The following is a 16167-nucleotide window of genomic DNA, read 5'->3' as shown; positions in this document are numbered from 1 at the left end:
GGACTGGAGTCATAAAAAGGAAAAAGTTAGGAGTTTCGAGACAGGGTGCAAATAATCGACGGATTTCTATAAAGAGAACGTTCATTTTAAGAACGTTGTGTCTGGCGTACCCGATTTATTTCTGGTAAATTGATCAATGATTTGCGGCATACTCAATATATATGATATTTTATAATAATACCCTTTTGATGGGTCACAATCTAAGGAGTGCTTATCATGAAGTTACCTTTACACAATCAATTCATACAGGAAGCCATTGAGTATGTGAGTCAAGATCAACGAATAATAGGTCTTCTCGCAGGTGGATCCATGATGTACGGGGAAATGGATGAGTATAGTGATCTGGACTTAATCATTGTGTACAATTCTGCTTTTCGAAGCGAGATCATGGAACAACGCCACTCAATTGCCGAAAGACTGGGTAACTTACTTTCAGCATTTACAGGCGAACACGTCGGAGAACCTAGATTGCTTATATGTTTATATGGCCCACCTCCTCTTCATGTGGACCTGAAATTTGTCCAACTGGATGAGCTCGGATCCCGAATTGAGAATCCTTTGATTCTTTGGGAGAGAGGTGCTGCTATAACATCTATCATTAGTAAAACAAGTCCGTCTTTCCCAATCCCTCATCCTCAATGGATTGAAGACCGTTTCTGGGTATGGGTGCATTACTGCGCTACAAAATTAGGAAGAGGCGAATTGTTCGAATTAATCGATACTATAACATTTATGCGGAATGCAGTGTTGGGGCCGCTGGTACTCATTAACAACGGCCATCTCCCGAGAGGAGTTCGAAAGCTAGAAAAACACGCGCTCGAGGAAGTAGAAGAATTAAAAGGAACCATTCCCATCCACAGCTTTGAGAGTTGCTACCTCGCTCTAAAAAATACAATCAAAATGTATCAACGGCTACGTCAAGTTTCGGAAATTTCACCGAGGAGCGAAGCGGAACGCATCACAATTGAGTTTCTTGAAGGAATATATTCAGAACGATCCCAATGATAGAGCCCCCCACTATGGGTAGTGGGGGGCTTTACAGTGCAAATCGGAGGCAACAATACTATCAAACGGAATCTAAAAAATATAACGCATTACGTTACTTTTCTCTTGTAACCCCCCAAACCTGCCGAACGAAATGGCCTTTGCTAACGGCGCAGTGGTCCGTAACAATCAATCTCGCTTCAGCAATATCTTGCTCCAGCGGCTCGGTGGAGACGATCACCGCTCTTGTCGAGATTCGCTTTACGCTTTCCAGCATCCGCCGTCGCTCCGTGGCGGTTAGTACCGAACACAAATTGTAAGGAAGGTCGACGATCGCGGCATCGTACGCCCCGTCCAGCTCATTTAAATCTCCGATCTCCACGATTCCTGTATCGTCATAGCCAAAGTGACGTAGATTGCTTCTTGCTCCGCGAATCGCCACAGGATTGATGTCCCTGCCAACGATGTCAATCCCCATCGACATCGCTTCGATCAGCACATTGCCCATCCCGCAGCACGGGTCGATGGCTCGCTTACCTTCCGGGTTGGGCACGGCGATATTGACCAGCGCCCGAGCCACCACCGTCGTTAACCCGGTGGAGTAGTTATGCGGCTTCTCCTTGTGCGCAAGCCAGACCGGGTCCGAGATTCGGCATATCCCCAGCACCCAGTCGTCCTGCCGCGCCAGCACACCCAAGGTTACCTCTGGATCACGCATCTCCGCGATGCCGCGAACTTGGGCACCGATCCGGCGCTCCGCCTCGCGCTCCCCTTCATACGTTTGCCGCCGTCCGTTTTTGAGATATCGGACCTTGAAGGTGCATCCCTCCAAATCCAGCAACGATGCCAGCTCGCCAAGCTCATCCAGTGTAGGCGCAGCAAACAAAACATCTAACCGCAGCTGCACGAACGGGCTGCGATTGGGCGGCAGCCGGAGCGGGCTTTCCAAATAAGCGTCTCCCTCTGAAGCCTGCCCGAACAGGGCGCGCTGCTCCATCAGACAGAGCTCCCGCTCGCTCTCATGGCTGGCAAAAGGATAAATATATGTGATGGGGGATGATTTCAAATTGTAGCTTGGATTCAATCTAGCGACATCCTCTCTTGTCCTTATCTCCCCATTGTACCAGAATGTTCAATCATCCCGCATTTCGGTCAACTGCGCCCAGTATCGCTTGGGCATATGCGACATTTGTGCCCGAGGATTCAGCCGTTCCCGGATCGCCACGGTGTCGTAAAATTGCTTCCACAACCGGCGGTATACCCGTTCCTGCTCCCCCACCTCCGGCAAGACGAGCTCATCGAGATCCACGATCTCCGTCCGCTCCGGAGTCGCCTCCTTCGGGCGATGGATCAGCGCCTGGCGATGAGTTTGATCGTAGATCAGAAACGCCTCATGCCGATAACGGTTGCTAAAGTGCGGGGCTAAGATCGGCAACACGCGGTTCTTGGGTTCAATCACCGAAACGAGCACATCGCCGTATACCGAGAAGCGGACAAACCCCATCAAAGCGTGACTTTCCGTATTCAAATGTCTTACCGCTTTGCGAAGCCGATGCACCGTAGTCTCGGTCAGCATATCCATAGCTGCACGCCCATGCCAGAATCCGAGCCGCAGGAAGCGATAGATTAACAAATCCTTCTGCGGCTCGCAAGTCAAGAACCCGCGGCGGACGAGCTCCTGAGCCTCCGGCGAGATGCTCCGCCCGATGGCGCTGTAGACCCGGGACGCTTTCTCAGGTGAGGTCTCCACCCACCTCGACTCAAATAACGTCACCTGCGGGTCGTCGTCAGCGCGGAGATCAACCAGTTCTTCCTTGCGTTCATAGCTTTCGAACACACAGGTTAGCAGACCGTCGAAGCTCCCATCATAAGCGTAAGCCGCTTCCTTTATCCAAGCAGCCATGCTCCGAGCTCCCTTCCTGCCGTCCCCGCCAACTCCTCGTCGGAGAACAGCGACAGCTGCTCCACCTTCGGCTGCGGCAGGAACATGTCGATTTCCTTGCGAGACAACAAGGATCTTAGAATCGTGCTTTCGTTCACCTTCAGTCCTTCCAGCCGACGTCCAGAACATGTGAGGAAGTATTGCGCCCGCTTCAACACGACCCCTAGCTTCTTCAAGCCATGAAAATCAAGCCGCCCTGTTCGCCGCGCAGCCACGATCCGTTTAGCGCTTCGTATTCCGATCCCCGGGACGCGCAGCAGCGTTTCATAAGGAGCCGTATTGACTTCCACCGGAAAACGATCGATATGCTGGACTGCCCAATGGCATTTCGGATCCATGAATAAATTAAAATTTGGCGTGCGTTCCTCGAGCAGCTCCTTGGCTTCAAAGCCGTAGAACCGCAGCAGCCAGTCCGCCTGGTACAAGCGGTGTTCCCGCAGCAGAGGCGGCTTGGTATCCAGCGACGGCAGCAGTGTATGCTCCGCCACCGGTGTGTAGGCGGAATAATACACCCGCTTCAGCTCATATTTGCGATACAGCGCCTCCGTCAGGTTGAGGATGCTGAGATCGCTGTCCGGCGTAGCCCCGATGATAAGCTGCGTACTTTGCCCGCCGGGCACAAACCGGGGGGCGTGACGGTATTTCACGAGATCGGTACCGTTCTCGCGGATGCCCTGACGGATGGCGCGCATCGGCTTCAGGATCGCCTCCTTGCTCTTATCCGGCGCAAGCTGAAGCAAGCTGTGCTGCGACGGCAGCTCGATGTTTACGCTCATCCGGTCCGCAAGCAGCCCAAGCCGGGCTATCAGCGCCGGATCGGCACCGGGTATCGCCTTCACGTGAATATAGCCGCCGAACCCGTAGTGGTTCCGCAGCAGCTCCAACGTCCGGATCAGTTGCTCTGTCGTATAATCCGGGCTGCGCATGATCCCGGAGCTGAGGAACAAGCCCTCGATGTAGTTGCGGCGGTAGAAATGCATCGTCAGCTCCGCCAGCTCCTCCGGCGTGAATGCAGCGCGGCGCGTGTCGTTAGATCGGCGGTTAACGCAATATTTGCAATCATAAATGCAGGCGTTTGTCATCAGCAGCTTGAGCAACGAAATGCAACGTCCGTCGGCGGCAAAGCTGTGACAAATGCCGCAAGCGACGGTGTTTCCTACCGTCCGGCTGTCGCCGTTCGCCCCGCTTCCCCGTTCAACCCCGCTGGAAGAACACGATACATCATATTTGGCCGAATCCGTCAAGATGGTCAGCTTGTCATATAGATTCATTCCTGCAGCCTCCCTTTTGGCTGCATTATATTACGAACATACGTTCTCGTCAATGAACTTCCTCTCACGACTAGTATGAGGAAAAACCTGCAATTGTGCAGGCTTTTGCCGCCAAAGGTCCCCTAAAAAGCAAAAAACCTGCAAAAGTGCAGGTTTTTGCGGCCAACTGGCCGATTTCCATCTATGACACGAAAAAAACTGTATTTTACAGGCTTTTTCTCCAGGACAGTCTATTCCGCGAAAAAAGATGTAAAATTGCAGGTTTTTGGTCAAGAGCACGAAAGCAGCAGTCCCGACAGTCCGAGTAATCCCAGTAATCCCGGCAGTCCCGGCAATCCCGTTTGTCACTTCACCTGCGACTCCTTCATCCCGCCGCTAGCCAGCAAAATATTAATGTTCTGCTGCTGCCGGTACTCATTGGGCGTCACGTTATATTTCTTGCGGAACATCTGCGTAAAATGCCGCATGTCCTGATAGCCGATGTATTCGGCGATTTCCGCGACCTTCAGCTTCGGGTTCAGCAGGAGTTGCTTCGCTTGCTCCAGCCGGAGCGAGGTCACGTACTCCTTGTAGCCAAGCCCGACCTTCTGCTTGAACAGCTGACTGAAATAGGCCGAGTTCAGGTAGACGATGGAGGCGACCTTTTCCAGGGAGAGATCCTCGTTGTAGTGCTCCTTGATGTACTGCAAGGCAACATCGATTGCCTTCTCCCCGCTGCCCTTCGCTGGATCCAGCAAGGTGACCGGCGAATCGGAGGCCTGCTTCATGCGCATGACCACCTGCGGCACCATCTTGAAATCGTTGTTCAGACCTGAATGGACGATCTGAAAAGGCACCTTCAAATAGTGCTTCATATGTGCCTTCACTTCGTCTTGAAACTGTCCGATTCGTTCCGGATCCCGCGGCGTAATCAGTCCCAGCAGACTTTGCCGGTCGTAGCTGACAACAAACCCCCGTCCATGGCGTTCAATCAACTCGGAGAGCACATTTTCCACGATGAAATGCTCCAGCCGCACGCTTTTGTCCCCGGCATCCATCTGGACCATCATCAAATAAAAGCTGAGATAGTCCTCCATAAACGGTGTCAGATCCAGATTGCCAATATCCAGGCCTGAGGCCAGCCGCTGGAACATGCCTTCGCGCAAATATTTCAAATTCGCCTTCAAGAGCTCCTCTTCCTTGATCAGCTCGCTTTCCTCGCGGATTTCCGCCGCCAGGGTACTGATGATTTCCTGCAGCCGGGTTTTCCCGATCGGCTTGAGAAGATAATCGCGGGCCCCCAACCGCACCGCTTCCTGGGCGTAGGCAAACTCGCTGTGGGCCGAGATAACCACCCACTTCACGTAGGGAAACTTGCGTTTGGAAATCCGCATGAATTCCAGCCCGTTCATCCCCGGCATCAAAATATCCGTTAGGACGATGTCGAAACGCTGCTCTCCCATCAGTTTAACCGCCTCTTCTGCTCCTTCCGCCAAATACACCGCATATTCCGGGGAGATCCGCTTAATCGTCCGTTTGATCCCTTCGCGAATCGCCCGTTCGTCGTCGGCTATCAGAATATTCACTATGAAACGTCTCCTTCCATTGGAAGCGGCAGCACGACGGCCACCTTGGTTCCTTCATCGGGAATGCTCTCGATCTCCAGACCGTAACGTTCACCAAACATATGCTGGATGCGGCGATGCAGGTTTTGCAGCCCGATGCCGCTGCTGCCCGTGCCGGACTCCCTCGGGATTTGCCGGTTCAACGACTGCTTCAGCCAAGCCAGCCGCTCGCCATTCATCCCATTCCCGTTGTCCTCCACGACGATCTTTAATACGTCCCCGACCTCCTGCGTATATAGCTTAAGCACGCCTTGGCGTTTCAAGGACTCGAGCCCGTATTTTACGGCGTTTTCGATGATCGGCTGAACGGTCATTTTCGGCAGGCGGATCCCCATCCAACGCTCGTCAACCGACGTTTCCACCCGCAGCCGGCCCTCCAGCCGGATCAGGATGATCGTCAAATAATGGTGGATCTGCTCCAGCTCTTCGCGCAGCGTAACCTTGGCTCCATCTTTCCACTCGCTGCTGTAGCGGAACATCGAAGACAGCGATAAGACGAGCTCGCCTAACCGATCGTTCTCCTTCTCATCCAGCAGCCAGTAAATCATATCCAGTGTGTTATACAAAAAATGCGGGTTCACCTGAGACTGCAGCGCATGCAGCTCGGCATTCTTCTCGCTGACCGAAGAGACCTTGACCCTTTCGATCAGCTCCTCGATCCGGCTAACCATCCGGTTAAAGGAGGCGACAAGAATGTTGATCTCCTGGTAAGAGGACACGTTCACCATCCCGCGGAAATTCCCGATCTCTACCTGTTTCATCTCACGAATCAGCTTCTTCAGCGGATTGGCGATCGTCCGCGATACGAGGCTGGCGACGACGGCGGAGACGATGATCAGGATCGAGATAACGATCAGTAAATACCGTTTGGTCTCCACCAGCTCCACGTTCAAATCCTGGCGCGGCGTCACGCTGACGACCGACCAGTCGGAGAAAGGCAGCCGGGAGGCCACGGTAATGCCGGAATCTTTCTGCTCCACCACCATATTACGGGATCCCTCCAGCTTGGGGAGGTTCGGCAACACCGGTGCCGGCTCGGTCAGCGACGAGACGACCTGACCCTGCTGATTCATCAGATAGACCTCGCTATGCTCGCCCAGCTTCAAATTATCTAGGGCATCCAGCACAGGCCCGGGGTTCACCTCAAAGAGAGCAATCCCGATCGGCTTGTGTTCATTCAAATCGTAAATTTGCCGGCCAAAAGCGAACACCGGACTGTCTTCGTTCATATCAATCAGCGAATGGGCATAAACGCCTAGCCACACCAATTTCCCCGACGAATCGCGGAGTTGGTGATACCATTCTTCCTTCGGATAGTCCGAATCGAGCACATTCATCGAGTTGCCGTAATTATAGATTTTCCCCCGGTTGGTGATGACATGGATGCCCACCAGATCGTCGCGCGAATAAAAAATCGCCCCAATGATATTCGTAATCGATTGCTCATTGATATAGGCTATCGCCGGTTCGTCGGTTTTCTCGTTCAACAGGCGGATCATTTCGAAATTGTTCGTGATCGACTTGGACAAGCTGTCGTACCCTTCGTAAAGCAGGCTGAACAACCCGGCGGTCTGGGCCACGTTTTTTTGCGACAGGTCGCTGATTTTCTCGTGATATTGCTCGGTAGTCCGGTTATAGTAAAGCAGGCTGACGATCAACAAAATGCCCGACATGCAAAAAAGAAACAGCAAAAACAACCGATGGTTGATGGAATGAAAGCCGTTTCGCAACTGTTTTCCCCCTCCCATCCTCGTGTCCTGCTGCTCCTCCATTATAAGTCCGCTTCCCTATTTTGCAAGATAATCCCTTTAACCTTTGACGGCCCCTGCAACCATCCCTTTCGTAATCTGGTTCGACAGGAAGAAATAGATCAGAATGACCGGCAGTGCGCCCATGACGAGGAAAGCGCCGATCGCCCCGTAGTTGACGGAATATTGGCTGACGAACGTATATACCCCAAAGGGTAAGGTCTTTAGCTTCTCTGAAGAGATAAACGTCGCGGCCAAAATATATTCGTTCCAGATCGTGATAAAGGTAAGGATACACACCGTCATCATCGGCGGCACGGACACGGGAATAATGATGCTGCGGAAGATCCGGTAAATGCTCGCCCCGTCGATAAAAGCCGACTCCTCGATTTCCGCCGGGATGCTCTTCATGAACCCGCTGAGAATAAAGACGGCGATCGGGGTGGAGAAAGCGATATACGGCAATATGAGCGACAGATGGGTATTCAGAATATCGACGTTTTTGAAAATCACCATCAGCGGCAACAGCGTGGCCTGCATCGGGATCATCATCCCCATCAGAAAGACGGTCATGACCAAGCCGCCGTACTTCCAGCGGAAACGTGAAATCGCGTACGCCACCATCGAGCTCAGGAGGATGACGCAGATCATGGTGATCGCGGTGACCATCACGCTGTTCGATAAATATTTCAAATAGCTGCCGGACTCGTAAGCATCTTTGTAATTATGCCACTGCAGCGCCTTCGGCAAGGCGAAGAAGCTCCCGCTCATGATCTCCTCATTCGTCTTCAAGGAATACAGCAGCAGCCACAACAGCGGGTACAGCTGAGTAACAACCGGAATCGCAAAGAGCAGATACACGATTCCCTTTTTGATTTTGCGCATGGACCTCGCCTCCTTGGCTAGCTGTATTTTTTCTCGAGCTTGTTGAAGATGGAATTGATGATCGCCGTACATACAAGGCACAACAGAACCAGGAACGTGGCAATCGCGCTGCCGTACCCGTACTTCAAGGACAGGAACGAGCTGTTGTACATATGCGTGGAGATGACGTCGGTAGCATGCGCCGGACCGCCGGCCGTCATGACCATCACGAGGTCAAACGCCTGCAGGGAGCCGATAAACGCCAAGACGATCGATATTTTAAAAATCGGGACGATTAGCGGCATCGTGATGTAACGATCTGCTTTGAAGCCTTCCGCCCCGTCGATTTTCGCGGCTTCATAAATTTCGTCCGGAATGTTCTGCACCCCGGTGTATTGGATCAACAGGTGGTAGCCGAAATACTGCCACAACGACACGAAGTACAAGCTGAACATGGCGATCTTCGGCTCGGTCAGCCAGTTATGCGTCCAACTGTCCAATCCGAGGGCAATGAGCACGCCGTTCAACATCCCGCCCATCGAGGTCGGGTTATAGATGGTTTTCCAGAGTTGTCCGATAATAACGACCGATAAAATCACCGGCGTAAAATAAATCGACGCCAGCGTATTTCCCTTCTTCAAATAACGGCTGAGCAAAATGGCGAAAAACAAGCAAAGCGGAATTTCCAACATGGAAGCTACCGCATAAAGCAACGTTCTCCTGACCGACGGCCAGAAGACTGGATCGTTCCAGAACATGTCGCGGAAGTTGGATAACCCCGTAAATTTCGCAGTGGTGATCCCGTCCCAATTCAATAAACTGGTCCCAAACGATACGACAATGGGAACAAACACCAGGCACACATACAACAACAGACAAGGCAATACGAAGACGGCTATTGTGCGTGCAGGCACTTTCAGTACTTTCATCTCTCCGCCCCCCAATAGAAATGCGATGCGAAGAAGCGCTCTGGCACGTATGCTCATAAGGCTGCTTCGCATCGATGGAAAGGTAACTTTTTAGTTTTTATACGGTAGGGTTAGTTCATTATTGCTTATTGGCTTCGAAGGCGGTTTGATGTTCTTTGGCTACTTGAGCGGATTCCACTTTCTGTACAAACAGGTTTTGGATGCTGCTCAGGTGGACTTGCGCGGTTGCCGGATTCATCGTGTTGTCAAACGCCAGGTCGCCGCCCTTCACTTGGTTGAACAATTCAGCCACGTTGATGGCGAGGTCGGAGTAACCGGCTGCTTTCAGGTCGCCGTCGACTTTTTGGCCGAGACCTACGGCGTTTTTGTTCTCAAATTGCTTCTTCGGGAAGTTCAGCGTAAAGAAGTTCAAGAAGTCCTTTGTTTCCTGCAAATGCTCGCTGTTCGCCGATACCGCAAACGCGCTGCCCGGTGCGAGCATGAACTCGTTTGGATCGCCCTTGCCGTTCACAGTCGGGAATTGGAATGCGCCGACCTTGCCAGCTACAGACGAAGCATCGATGGCGCCGGTTTCCCAGGATCCGATCACCCACATCGCCGCTTGACCGGATTTGAAGATGTTGCCGCCCGCCGTTGCGTCAATGGAGGTTGCGCCGTCCGGGAACGCGCCGGCTTGCACCAGCTCTTGGAACTTGTCGACGGCTTCGATGAAGGCCGGATCTTCAAACGTCTTCTTGCCGTCCATCACGTCTTGCAGGAAACCAGGGCCGCCGTTCGTACGAAGCAGGATGTTCATGAACAGGAACGAACCGGTCCAGGAATCCTTCTCGCCGATCGCCAGCGGCGTGATGCCTTTTTCTTTGAAGATCTTCACGTCAGCCAGGAACTCATCGAACGTTTCCGGTGTTTTGGTGATGCCGGCTTGCTCGAACAGTTCCTTATTGTAATAAACCACTTCGATATTGTTGCCGTCCGGCAGGGCATACACGTTGCCGTCAAAGCTGTAGTAATCAAGCAATCCCGCTTGATACGTGTCCTTCAGGCCGTTTTGGTCCAGCATGTCGTTGAGCGGCGCCAGCAGGCCGGCGTCCACGAACGGTTTCATTTGCGCCGCCGGGTTCACGATCGTGATGTCCGGAACTTCTTTGGATGCGGCTTGCGTTTTGAGCTTGATTTTTTGCTGGTCGGTATTCAGCGTGTCGAGTTCGATATGGATGTTGGGATGCGCCGTTTCGTACTCTTCAACCAGCGCATGGATCGTTTTATAGGACGGAGTAGCCGGGTCTGGATAAATGTTCTGGAACGTGATAGTGATCTTCTCGCCGCCGCTCCCGCTCTTCGCCCCGTTTCCGGCCGGCTCGTTCGCCGCTGCATTGTTCTTCGCCGCGTTGCCTCCGCATGCCGACAAGCTCAGCGCCAGCACGGCGGTTAAAGCGATTGCCGAAGTTCTCTTCCATAGCTTCTTATTGACCATTGAATCATGCCCCCTGTGTTTAGGATAAAACCATTATTTCGCCTTTAAGCGCTTTCAACAAGGCGCGAACTTTGGATATCCGGTTGATTTTTTTTAGGAATGTAGAATTTCCCCTGTTTCCTTGGAATTGGGAATAGGGGTGGAGCGGGATGCGCAGCGCAGGGCGAGGGCGTGGATGCAGCAGGACGTGGTAGGGCGCGGGGGGTGCGGGGGGCGTGGTGGGTGCGGGGGGATCGGTAGATGCGGTGGGCGTGGGGGGCATGGGGGGGCGCGGTGGGCGTGGTAGGTGCGGTAGGTGCGGTAGGTGCGGTGGTGGGCCCGGTGGGTGCGGTAGGATCGGGAGCCCCGGGGGAAGTGCGACTAATGTTGCATGTTGTACAACACCCACAGCAATTAGGTGTTCTGCTGCAAAAATGTTGCATTTTCTGCAACATTACTAGCCGGCATGGGACTGCCGCCCTCAAAATGTTGCATTTTGTACAACATTTCACAGCAAATCGGGCGCTCTGTCGCAAAAATGCTGCACTTTCTGCAACATTATAGCTAGAACCCCGGTGGATCAGGGTAAAATGTTGTACATTCTGCAACATTTCAACATCAGCACGGATCGGCAAGAAGCCGATAGGAACGCAACCGCTCCTCGTAATCGGGGATCGGCGAGACGATCAAAAACTCGTCGTTAAGACACTCGCGTTGCATGTTCTGCAGCTGTTCGCGGACCTGATGCCCTGTCCCGACAAGCCCTTGGAAAGGCGAACCTCCGCGGGCGAGGAATCCTTCGGCCGCCTTCGCCGCTAGGGTCTCCGCCTGCTCTTTCGTCTCTGCACAAATGACACTAACGGCAAGTATCGTCGTTGGCTGGGCTTGGTGCAAGGAAGGGCGGAAGGTTTCACGATAGGTCCGCAGGATCTCTCCCCCATCGCTTTCACTCATAAATTGACCGAAGACGTAACCCGTTCCGAGTTCGGCCGCATAACATGCGCTTTTGACATTAGTGCCAAGCATCCATAGATCTAGCGGAAGATGGGGAATTGGCCGAGCAGTAACGGGATGATCGTCGTAGCGATAACGATCCGCAAGCAAGTCAGAGAGATCCTTCGCTAGCTGCGGATAACGAGCTACCCGTTCCAGAAAATTACCGCTTAACGCCATCGCCGCATGCGCCTCCCCGCCGGGAGCTCTCCCGATCCCAAGATCGATACGCCCCGGATAGAGGGCCGCAAGGAGCCGGAAGTTTTCCGCTACCTTCAGCGGGCTATAATGCGGCAGCAATACGGCGCCTGATCCAAGACGGATCCGGCGGGTAGCCGCTCCGATCGCTGACAGTAGCACCTCTGGCGCCGCACTGGCCAGACCCTCCATATCGTGATGTTCCGCCGTCCAGTACCGCAGATATCCCAGTTCTTCCGCTTGCCGGGCCAACCGGATGGCTTGTTCAAGTGCCGCTTCCGCCTGAGTCCCCGGGAGCTTCGGAACCAAATCCAGCACGCTAAGCTTTAGCCTTAGCTTCAGCTTCATCTCAGAATCATTCATCGTACGCCTCCTTCTCCACCTCAGGTTCCCCTTCCTCTCGAAAGTACAAACGTTTCACGCCGCCCGGCCCAACCCGGGTGTCCCAGAAACTCAAATTCGGTTGAAGCAGTGAACAGATCAATGAGATAACCCCGCCATGGGTGACGATGAGCAAACGGGTGGGTTCAAGCGGCTGTGATGCGGTTAGCGGCAAAGACGGATATAATCGAACCGCTGACGGCGGGAATGTCTCCCGCAATCGGACGTTTGCCAAACTGCCAAAGCTGGAGTTGGAGTTGGAGATAGAGTCGGATCCCGCTAACGCTTCCGTCCTCGTTAAGAATTCCCCGCACACCCCCGACACACGTGCCTCAAAAGCCTGCCATGATTCGCCGTCAGGTGGCGTTGCGGCTTGCGGATCGTCGATCCAGGTACGGTAACGCTCGTTGTCCTTGAGCATCTCATACGTCTGGCCCTCCCACCGGCCGAAATTCATTTCCCGCAGGCGGGGGTCCTGCTGCGCGCCGTCCAGTAAGTCTGGACGGGCCCAGGCTAACGTTTCGCGGCAGCGCCTTAAATCACTGACATACACCGCCGCGAAATCGACCCCCGCCAGTTCCCGGCGCAGCTCGGCCAAGCCCGATGCTTCACCCGGCAGCAGGGGGAGATCACTATGCCCTTGATACCGGCGTTCGGCGTTCCAGGCCGTGAGGCCATGACGAACCAGCCACCATTCCACGTTCATTCACGTTCACCTCCCAGGCCATTCCCCTCCAAAGTTAAGTTCAAGCTCAAGGCCCGCCGCTAATTCACGAATCGAGTCTCCCATTCCGATTAAATCCATGTCCAATTGCCGGTGATCGCAATCCATATCCCCGTTCCTACGATTACCATCGCATTCGCCGCCCAGAACATCAGTTTCGCCGTCTTCGCTACGTCCTCGGGAACCAGCTCTCGGGTCTTGTCGCCCATATAGGCGCGGAACGAGACGACGCTGTGGTAGGAGTTCTCCCCGCCAAGGCGTACGCCTAGAGCCCCGGCCACCGCCGCTTCCGGGTAGCCGCTGTTCGGGCTCGGATGCTTGGCGGCATCGCGGCGTACCATTCGCCAGACGCCGCGGGCATCCAACCGCAAGGCCCATGCTGCGACGTAGAGCAGCAGCGCCGTCAACCGGGCGGGGATGTAATTGGCGATATCGTCCAACCGGGCGGAAGCCCAGCCGAGATCGATGTATTTGTCGTTCTTATAGCCGACCATCGAATCGAGGGTGTTCACCGCCCGGTATGCCATCGCCAGCGGGGCACCGCCCAGCAGGCCATAAACAAGCGGCGACACGACGGCGTCGACGATGTTCTCGGCGACGGTTTCGACGGCGCCGCGCGTGATCTCCGGCGCATCCAGGTGCGCCGTGTCGCGTCCGACGATCATGCCGAGCGCGCGGCGGGCGGCGGGCAGGTCACCGCGCAGCAGGTGCCCGGCCACGTCCATCCCAGCCATGCGCAAGCCTTTGGCGGCGATCGTCGTCCAGATGAGGGCGGCCTCCACCGCGGCCGCCAGCCACGGGCTGACCTGGGCCAGCAAGCGCAGCAGCGCCCAGGTCAAGACAAAGCTGCCGCCGGCGACGACCAGCGGCAGCAGCACCCCCGCCGCCCGATAGCGGCGGGGCGGAACGAGGCGGCGGATGGCCGCCTCGAGCGCGGCGATCGCCTTGCCCATCCCCACCACCGGGTGGGGAAGCCAGCGCGGATCGCCGAGCAGCCGGTCGAGCGCATACGCGACCGGCAACACCCACCACGCCGCCATCATCGGCGTGCTCCCGCGCCTGCGGCCGCTGCGCGCAGCGACGCGCCTACGGCGGCGTACACCAGGCGGCCCACCGTGCCGCCCAGGTCCGTCGCGGTGCCCGCGTAAGCGTGCAGCAGCGGCCAGTCGACCCGCTGACTCACGCCAAGCGCGACCGCGTCGGTCGTGGTGCCGGTGGCCGCAAGCCCGTTCTCGGCGTCCAGCACGCCGAGATCGCCCAGCGCGGCCGTCTTCGCCTCCGTCGCCGTCATCACGGCGTTGACCATCGCCGCCGGCGTCAGCCGTCCGTCCACGGCCAGCAGCACATTAATCGTTCCCGGTGTCCACGAGGCCGGGAACGTCGTCCGCCGAACGCCGGCCCGCGCGGCATTCGAAGCTCCCGCCGTCGCGCAGCAGAAGACGACGAAATCGCCTCCCCGCTCCTCCGCCACCGCCGCGTAGCGCATCGGCACCGCCGTCAGCAGCCCGGCCGTTCCTTCAGACGGATAACCCCACTGCCCCAGCAGATCCGCGATATCCCGCGCTGGGTCATCGCAGCGGTAATGCCGGTCTACGTAGATGTTGACCATTCGGCTAAGCTTGCCGAAGCCGCCGCCATACACCGCGCTGCTCAGCCCGTCCATCTCCTGCGGGGCTTCCAGCAACAAATGGCGCTCCCCGTATTCCAGCTTCAAGCCAGGCCAGGCTTCAGATGCATAAACCTTGCCCGGGTTCGCCTCCATAAAAGGCATCTCGATCGTCATTCTTCCCTTCCTCCCAAATCCACGTCTTGCGCAATCGCAAACGATACTCGTTCAATTCATCCCTACCGTCAGGAATTCACAGGAATCCCAATCATCCCGTTCCTCTTGAATTCTCCTCACCGCTTCTCCCCTACAACGCTTCCCCCATCACCGCTTCCAGCTCCCGCAGCAGTTTGCCGCAGGCCGGTTCGTCCTTCACCGCCAGCCGAATGTCCCGCTCCGTCAGCCCCGGGTACATCGCGCAGCTGCGCACCAGCACGCCGCGCCGTCCGAGCGCGGTCTGTATCGATTCGGCCGTCCACGGCTCCGGTACCCGGACAAGCAGGAAGTTCGCTTCCCCCGGCCAGGTTCTGCAACCCAGTCGCATCAACTCACCCACCAGCCGATCGCGTTGTTGCTTCACCAATCCCATAGTCTCTCGTTCGTACGAAACGTCCGCCCCCAAGCAAAACTCGCCCGCCAGCAGTGCCAACGAATTGACGCTCCAGGTCACCTGCTTGTCCCGCATGCGCCGGGCCGTCTCCGGATGCGCGATCGCAAATCCGAGCCGGAGGCCCGGGATCGCGTAAAACTTCGTCATCGACCGGATCAGGATGAGATGCGGATATTCCCCCAGTTCCGGCAGCAACGTTCGGCGCTCCGGTTCCGGGATAAAGTCGATAAACGCTTCATCTATCACCACGTACGTGCCGTATCGCTCTCCTGCCGCGGCGAACCGCCGCAGCTCGTCCATCCCGTATTGCACCCCGTTCGGGTTGTTGGGTTGCCCGATGAACGTCAAATTCGTTTCACGAATCAGCCCTTCAATCTCCTCCGGCGCCGCCTTAAACGCCCGCTCCTCTGTCCCGAACACCGACATCACCTCGGCGCCAAACTGTTCCGAAAGGGTGCGGTATTCGGAGAAGCAAGGCTCTACTATCCCGACCTTCTCCGGGGCAAGTCCAAGCAGCGCCAACGCCATATTTTCCGCCGCCCCGTTGCCGACGACTAATGCATCCCCCTCCACTTGAAGGCGGGCTGCCAACTGCATCACCAGCTTGCGATGTCCGGGATCCGGATAACGCACAATGCCCGGCAGCGCCTCCCGAAGGGCATCCAGCAACCCCGGCGGCGGCCCCAGCGGATTAATGTTCGCGCTAAAATCCGTCCATTCTCCCGCCGCCACGCCGTACCGGGCCGAAGCCGTCACCAGGTCGCCGCCGTGGCCGTAAACTTCCAACTCCATGACTGATCCCTCTTTCCTTATGCTCCTTGCATCCATGCACGTTATTCTTTTCTCTCCAAAAAAGTTCA

14 protein-coding genes are annotated in these 16167 nt (G+C 55.6%); 1 reads left to right on the top strand and 13 read right to left on the bottom strand.

Features of this window, described 5'->3' with window-relative positions; all coding sequences use genetic code 11:
* Positions 1-216 precede the first annotated feature (216 nt).
* The gene (locus MKZ15_RS06515) at positions 217-1005 is read left to right on the top strand and encodes a nucleotidyltransferase domain-containing protein (protein WP_213622069.1); all 789 of its coding nucleotides are present in this window, start codon (positions 217-219) and stop codon (positions 1003-1005) included.
* 94 nt (positions 1006-1099) lie between these two features.
* On the opposite strand, the gene MKZ15_RS06510 is transcribed toward MKZ15_RS06515, so the two are convergent.
* The 13 genes from MKZ15_RS06510 to MKZ15_RS06450 all read right to left on the bottom strand — a co-directional run bounded on the left by MKZ15_RS06510 (position 1100) and on the right by MKZ15_RS06450 (position 16099).
* On the bottom strand, positions 1100-1981 hold the full coding sequence (locus tag MKZ15_RS06510) for a methyltransferase domain-containing protein (RefSeq protein WP_213622070.1): 882 nt from the start codon (positions 1979-1981) through the stop codon (positions 1100-1102).
* A 135-nt stretch (positions 1982-2116) separates the two neighbouring features.
* A complete protein-coding gene (locus MKZ15_RS06505) occupies positions 2117-2887 on the bottom strand; it encodes a TIGR03915 family putative DNA repair protein (RefSeq protein WP_213622071.1) in 771 nt (256 codons plus the stop codon).
* On the bottom strand, positions 2872-4197 hold the full coding sequence (locus MKZ15_RS06500) for a putative DNA modification/repair radical SAM protein (protein WP_155607605.1): 1326 nt from the start codon (positions 4195-4197) through the stop codon (positions 2872-2874). Before MKZ15_RS06500 ends, MKZ15_RS06505 begins: the two co-directional genes overlap by 16 nt.
* Before the next feature lie 344 nt (positions 4198-4541).
* The gene (locus MKZ15_RS06495; RefSeq protein WP_339820782.1) at positions 4542-5762 is read right to left on the bottom strand and encodes a response regulator; all 1221 of its coding nucleotides are present in this window, start codon (positions 5760-5762) and stop codon (positions 4542-4544) included.
* Positions 5762-7531, bottom strand: coding sequence for a sensor histidine kinase (locus tag MKZ15_RS06490; RefSeq protein WP_155607607.1), 1770 nt, complete (start codon positions 7529-7531; stop codon positions 5762-5764). Before MKZ15_RS06490 ends, MKZ15_RS06495 begins: the two co-directional genes overlap by 1 nt.
* Positions 7532-7609: 78 nt before the next feature.
* Entirely contained in the window at positions 7610-8434 is an 825-nt protein-coding gene (locus MKZ15_RS06485) for a carbohydrate ABC transporter permease (RefSeq protein WP_155607608.1), read from the bottom strand.
* A gap of 17 nt (positions 8435-8451) precedes the next feature.
* Positions 8452-9342, bottom strand: coding sequence for a sugar ABC transporter permease (locus tag MKZ15_RS06480; RefSeq protein WP_155607609.1), 891 nt, complete (start codon positions 9340-9342; stop codon positions 8452-8454).
* 118 nt (positions 9343-9460) lie between these two features.
* The gene (locus MKZ15_RS06475; RefSeq protein ID WP_155607610.1) at positions 9461-10816 is read right to left on the bottom strand and encodes an extracellular solute-binding protein; all 1356 of its coding nucleotides are present in this window, start codon (positions 10814-10816) and stop codon (positions 9461-9463) included.
* A gap of 597 nt (positions 10817-11413) precedes the next feature.
* Positions 11414-12349, bottom strand: coding sequence for an LLM class flavin-dependent oxidoreductase (locus tag MKZ15_RS06470; protein ID WP_339820779.1), 936 nt, complete (start codon positions 12347-12349; stop codon positions 11414-11416).
* Positions 12342-13073, bottom strand: coding sequence for a histidine phosphatase family protein (locus MKZ15_RS06465; RefSeq protein ID WP_193415477.1), 732 nt, complete (start codon positions 13071-13073; stop codon positions 12342-12344). Before MKZ15_RS06465 ends, MKZ15_RS06470 begins: the two co-directional genes overlap by 8 nt.
* A gap of 89 nt (positions 13074-13162) precedes the next feature.
* On the bottom strand, positions 13163-14131 hold the full coding sequence (gene cbiB, locus MKZ15_RS06460; RefSeq protein ID WP_213623529.1) for an adenosylcobinamide-phosphate synthase CbiB: 969 nt from the start codon (positions 14129-14131) through the stop codon (positions 13163-13165).
* Positions 14131-14874 (bottom strand): adenosylcobinamide amidohydrolase, encoded by a 744-nt coding sequence (locus MKZ15_RS06455; RefSeq protein WP_339820777.1) that lies wholly within the window; start codon positions 14872-14874, stop codon positions 14131-14133. Before MKZ15_RS06455 ends, cbiB begins: the two co-directional genes overlap by 1 nt.
* 130 nt (positions 14875-15004) lie before the next feature.
* The gene (locus tag MKZ15_RS06450; RefSeq protein WP_339820775.1) at positions 15005-16099 is read right to left on the bottom strand and encodes a threonine-phosphate decarboxylase; all 1095 of its coding nucleotides are present in this window, start codon (positions 16097-16099) and stop codon (positions 15005-15007) included.
* Positions 16100-16167: the final 68 nt, after the last annotated feature.

Source organism: Paenibacillus sp. FSL R7-0216, from assembly GCF_037969915.1.
Classification (GTDB): Bacteria; Bacillota; Bacilli; order Paenibacillales; family Paenibacillaceae; genus Fontibacillus; species Fontibacillus rhizolycopersici.
The sequence above is the reverse complement of the archived record's forward strand: the minus strand, read 5'-3'. Positions and strand labels throughout refer to the sequence as shown.

Excerpts from the sequence above, each read along its gene's own strand:
- MKZ15_RS06475 (WP_155607610.1), bottom strand. The coding sequence starts at position 10,816 with ATGGTCAATAAGAAGCTATGGAAGAGAACTTCGGCAATCGCTTTAACC.
- MKZ15_RS06505 (WP_213622071.1), bottom strand. The coding sequence starts at position 2,887 with ATGGCTGCTTGGATAAAGGAAGCGGCTTACGCTTATGATGGGAGCTTC.
- MKZ15_RS06515 (WP_213622069.1), top strand. The coding sequence starts at position 217 with ATGAAGTTACCTTTACACAATCAATTCATACAGGAAGCCATTGAGTAT.
- MKZ15_RS06480 (WP_155607609.1), bottom strand. The coding sequence starts at position 9,342 with ATGAAAGTACTGAAAGTGCCTGCACGCACAATAGCCGTCTTCGTATTG.
- MKZ15_RS06450 (WP_339820775.1), bottom strand. The coding sequence starts at position 16,099 with ATGGAGTTGGAAGTTTACGGCCACGGCGGCGACCTGGTGACGGCTTCG.
- MKZ15_RS06500 (WP_155607605.1), bottom strand. The coding sequence starts at position 4,197 with ATGAATCTATATGACAAGCTGACCATCTTGACGGATTCGGCCAAATAT.
- MKZ15_RS06465 (WP_193415477.1), bottom strand. The coding sequence starts at position 13,073 with ATGAACGTGGAATGGTGGCTGGTTCGTCATGGCCTCACGGCCTGGAAC.
- cbiB (WP_213623529.1), bottom strand. The coding sequence starts at position 14,131 with ATGGCGGCGTGGTGGGTGTTGCCGGTCGCGTATGCGCTCGACCGGCTG.
- MKZ15_RS06470 (WP_339820779.1), bottom strand. The coding sequence starts at position 12,349 with ATGAATGATTCTGAGATGAAGCTGAAGCTAAGGCTAAAGCTTAGCGTG.
- MKZ15_RS06485 (WP_155607608.1), bottom strand. The coding sequence starts at position 8,434 with ATGCGCAAAATCAAAAAGGGAATCGTGTATCTGCTCTTTGCGATTCCG.
- MKZ15_RS06510 (WP_213622070.1), bottom strand. The coding sequence starts at position 1,981 with ATGGAGCAGCGCGCCCTGTTCGGGCAGGCTTCAGAGGGAGACGCTTAT.
- MKZ15_RS06455 (WP_339820777.1), bottom strand. The coding sequence starts at position 14,874 with ATGACGATCGAGATGCCTTTTATGGAGGCGAACCCGGGCAAGGTTTAT.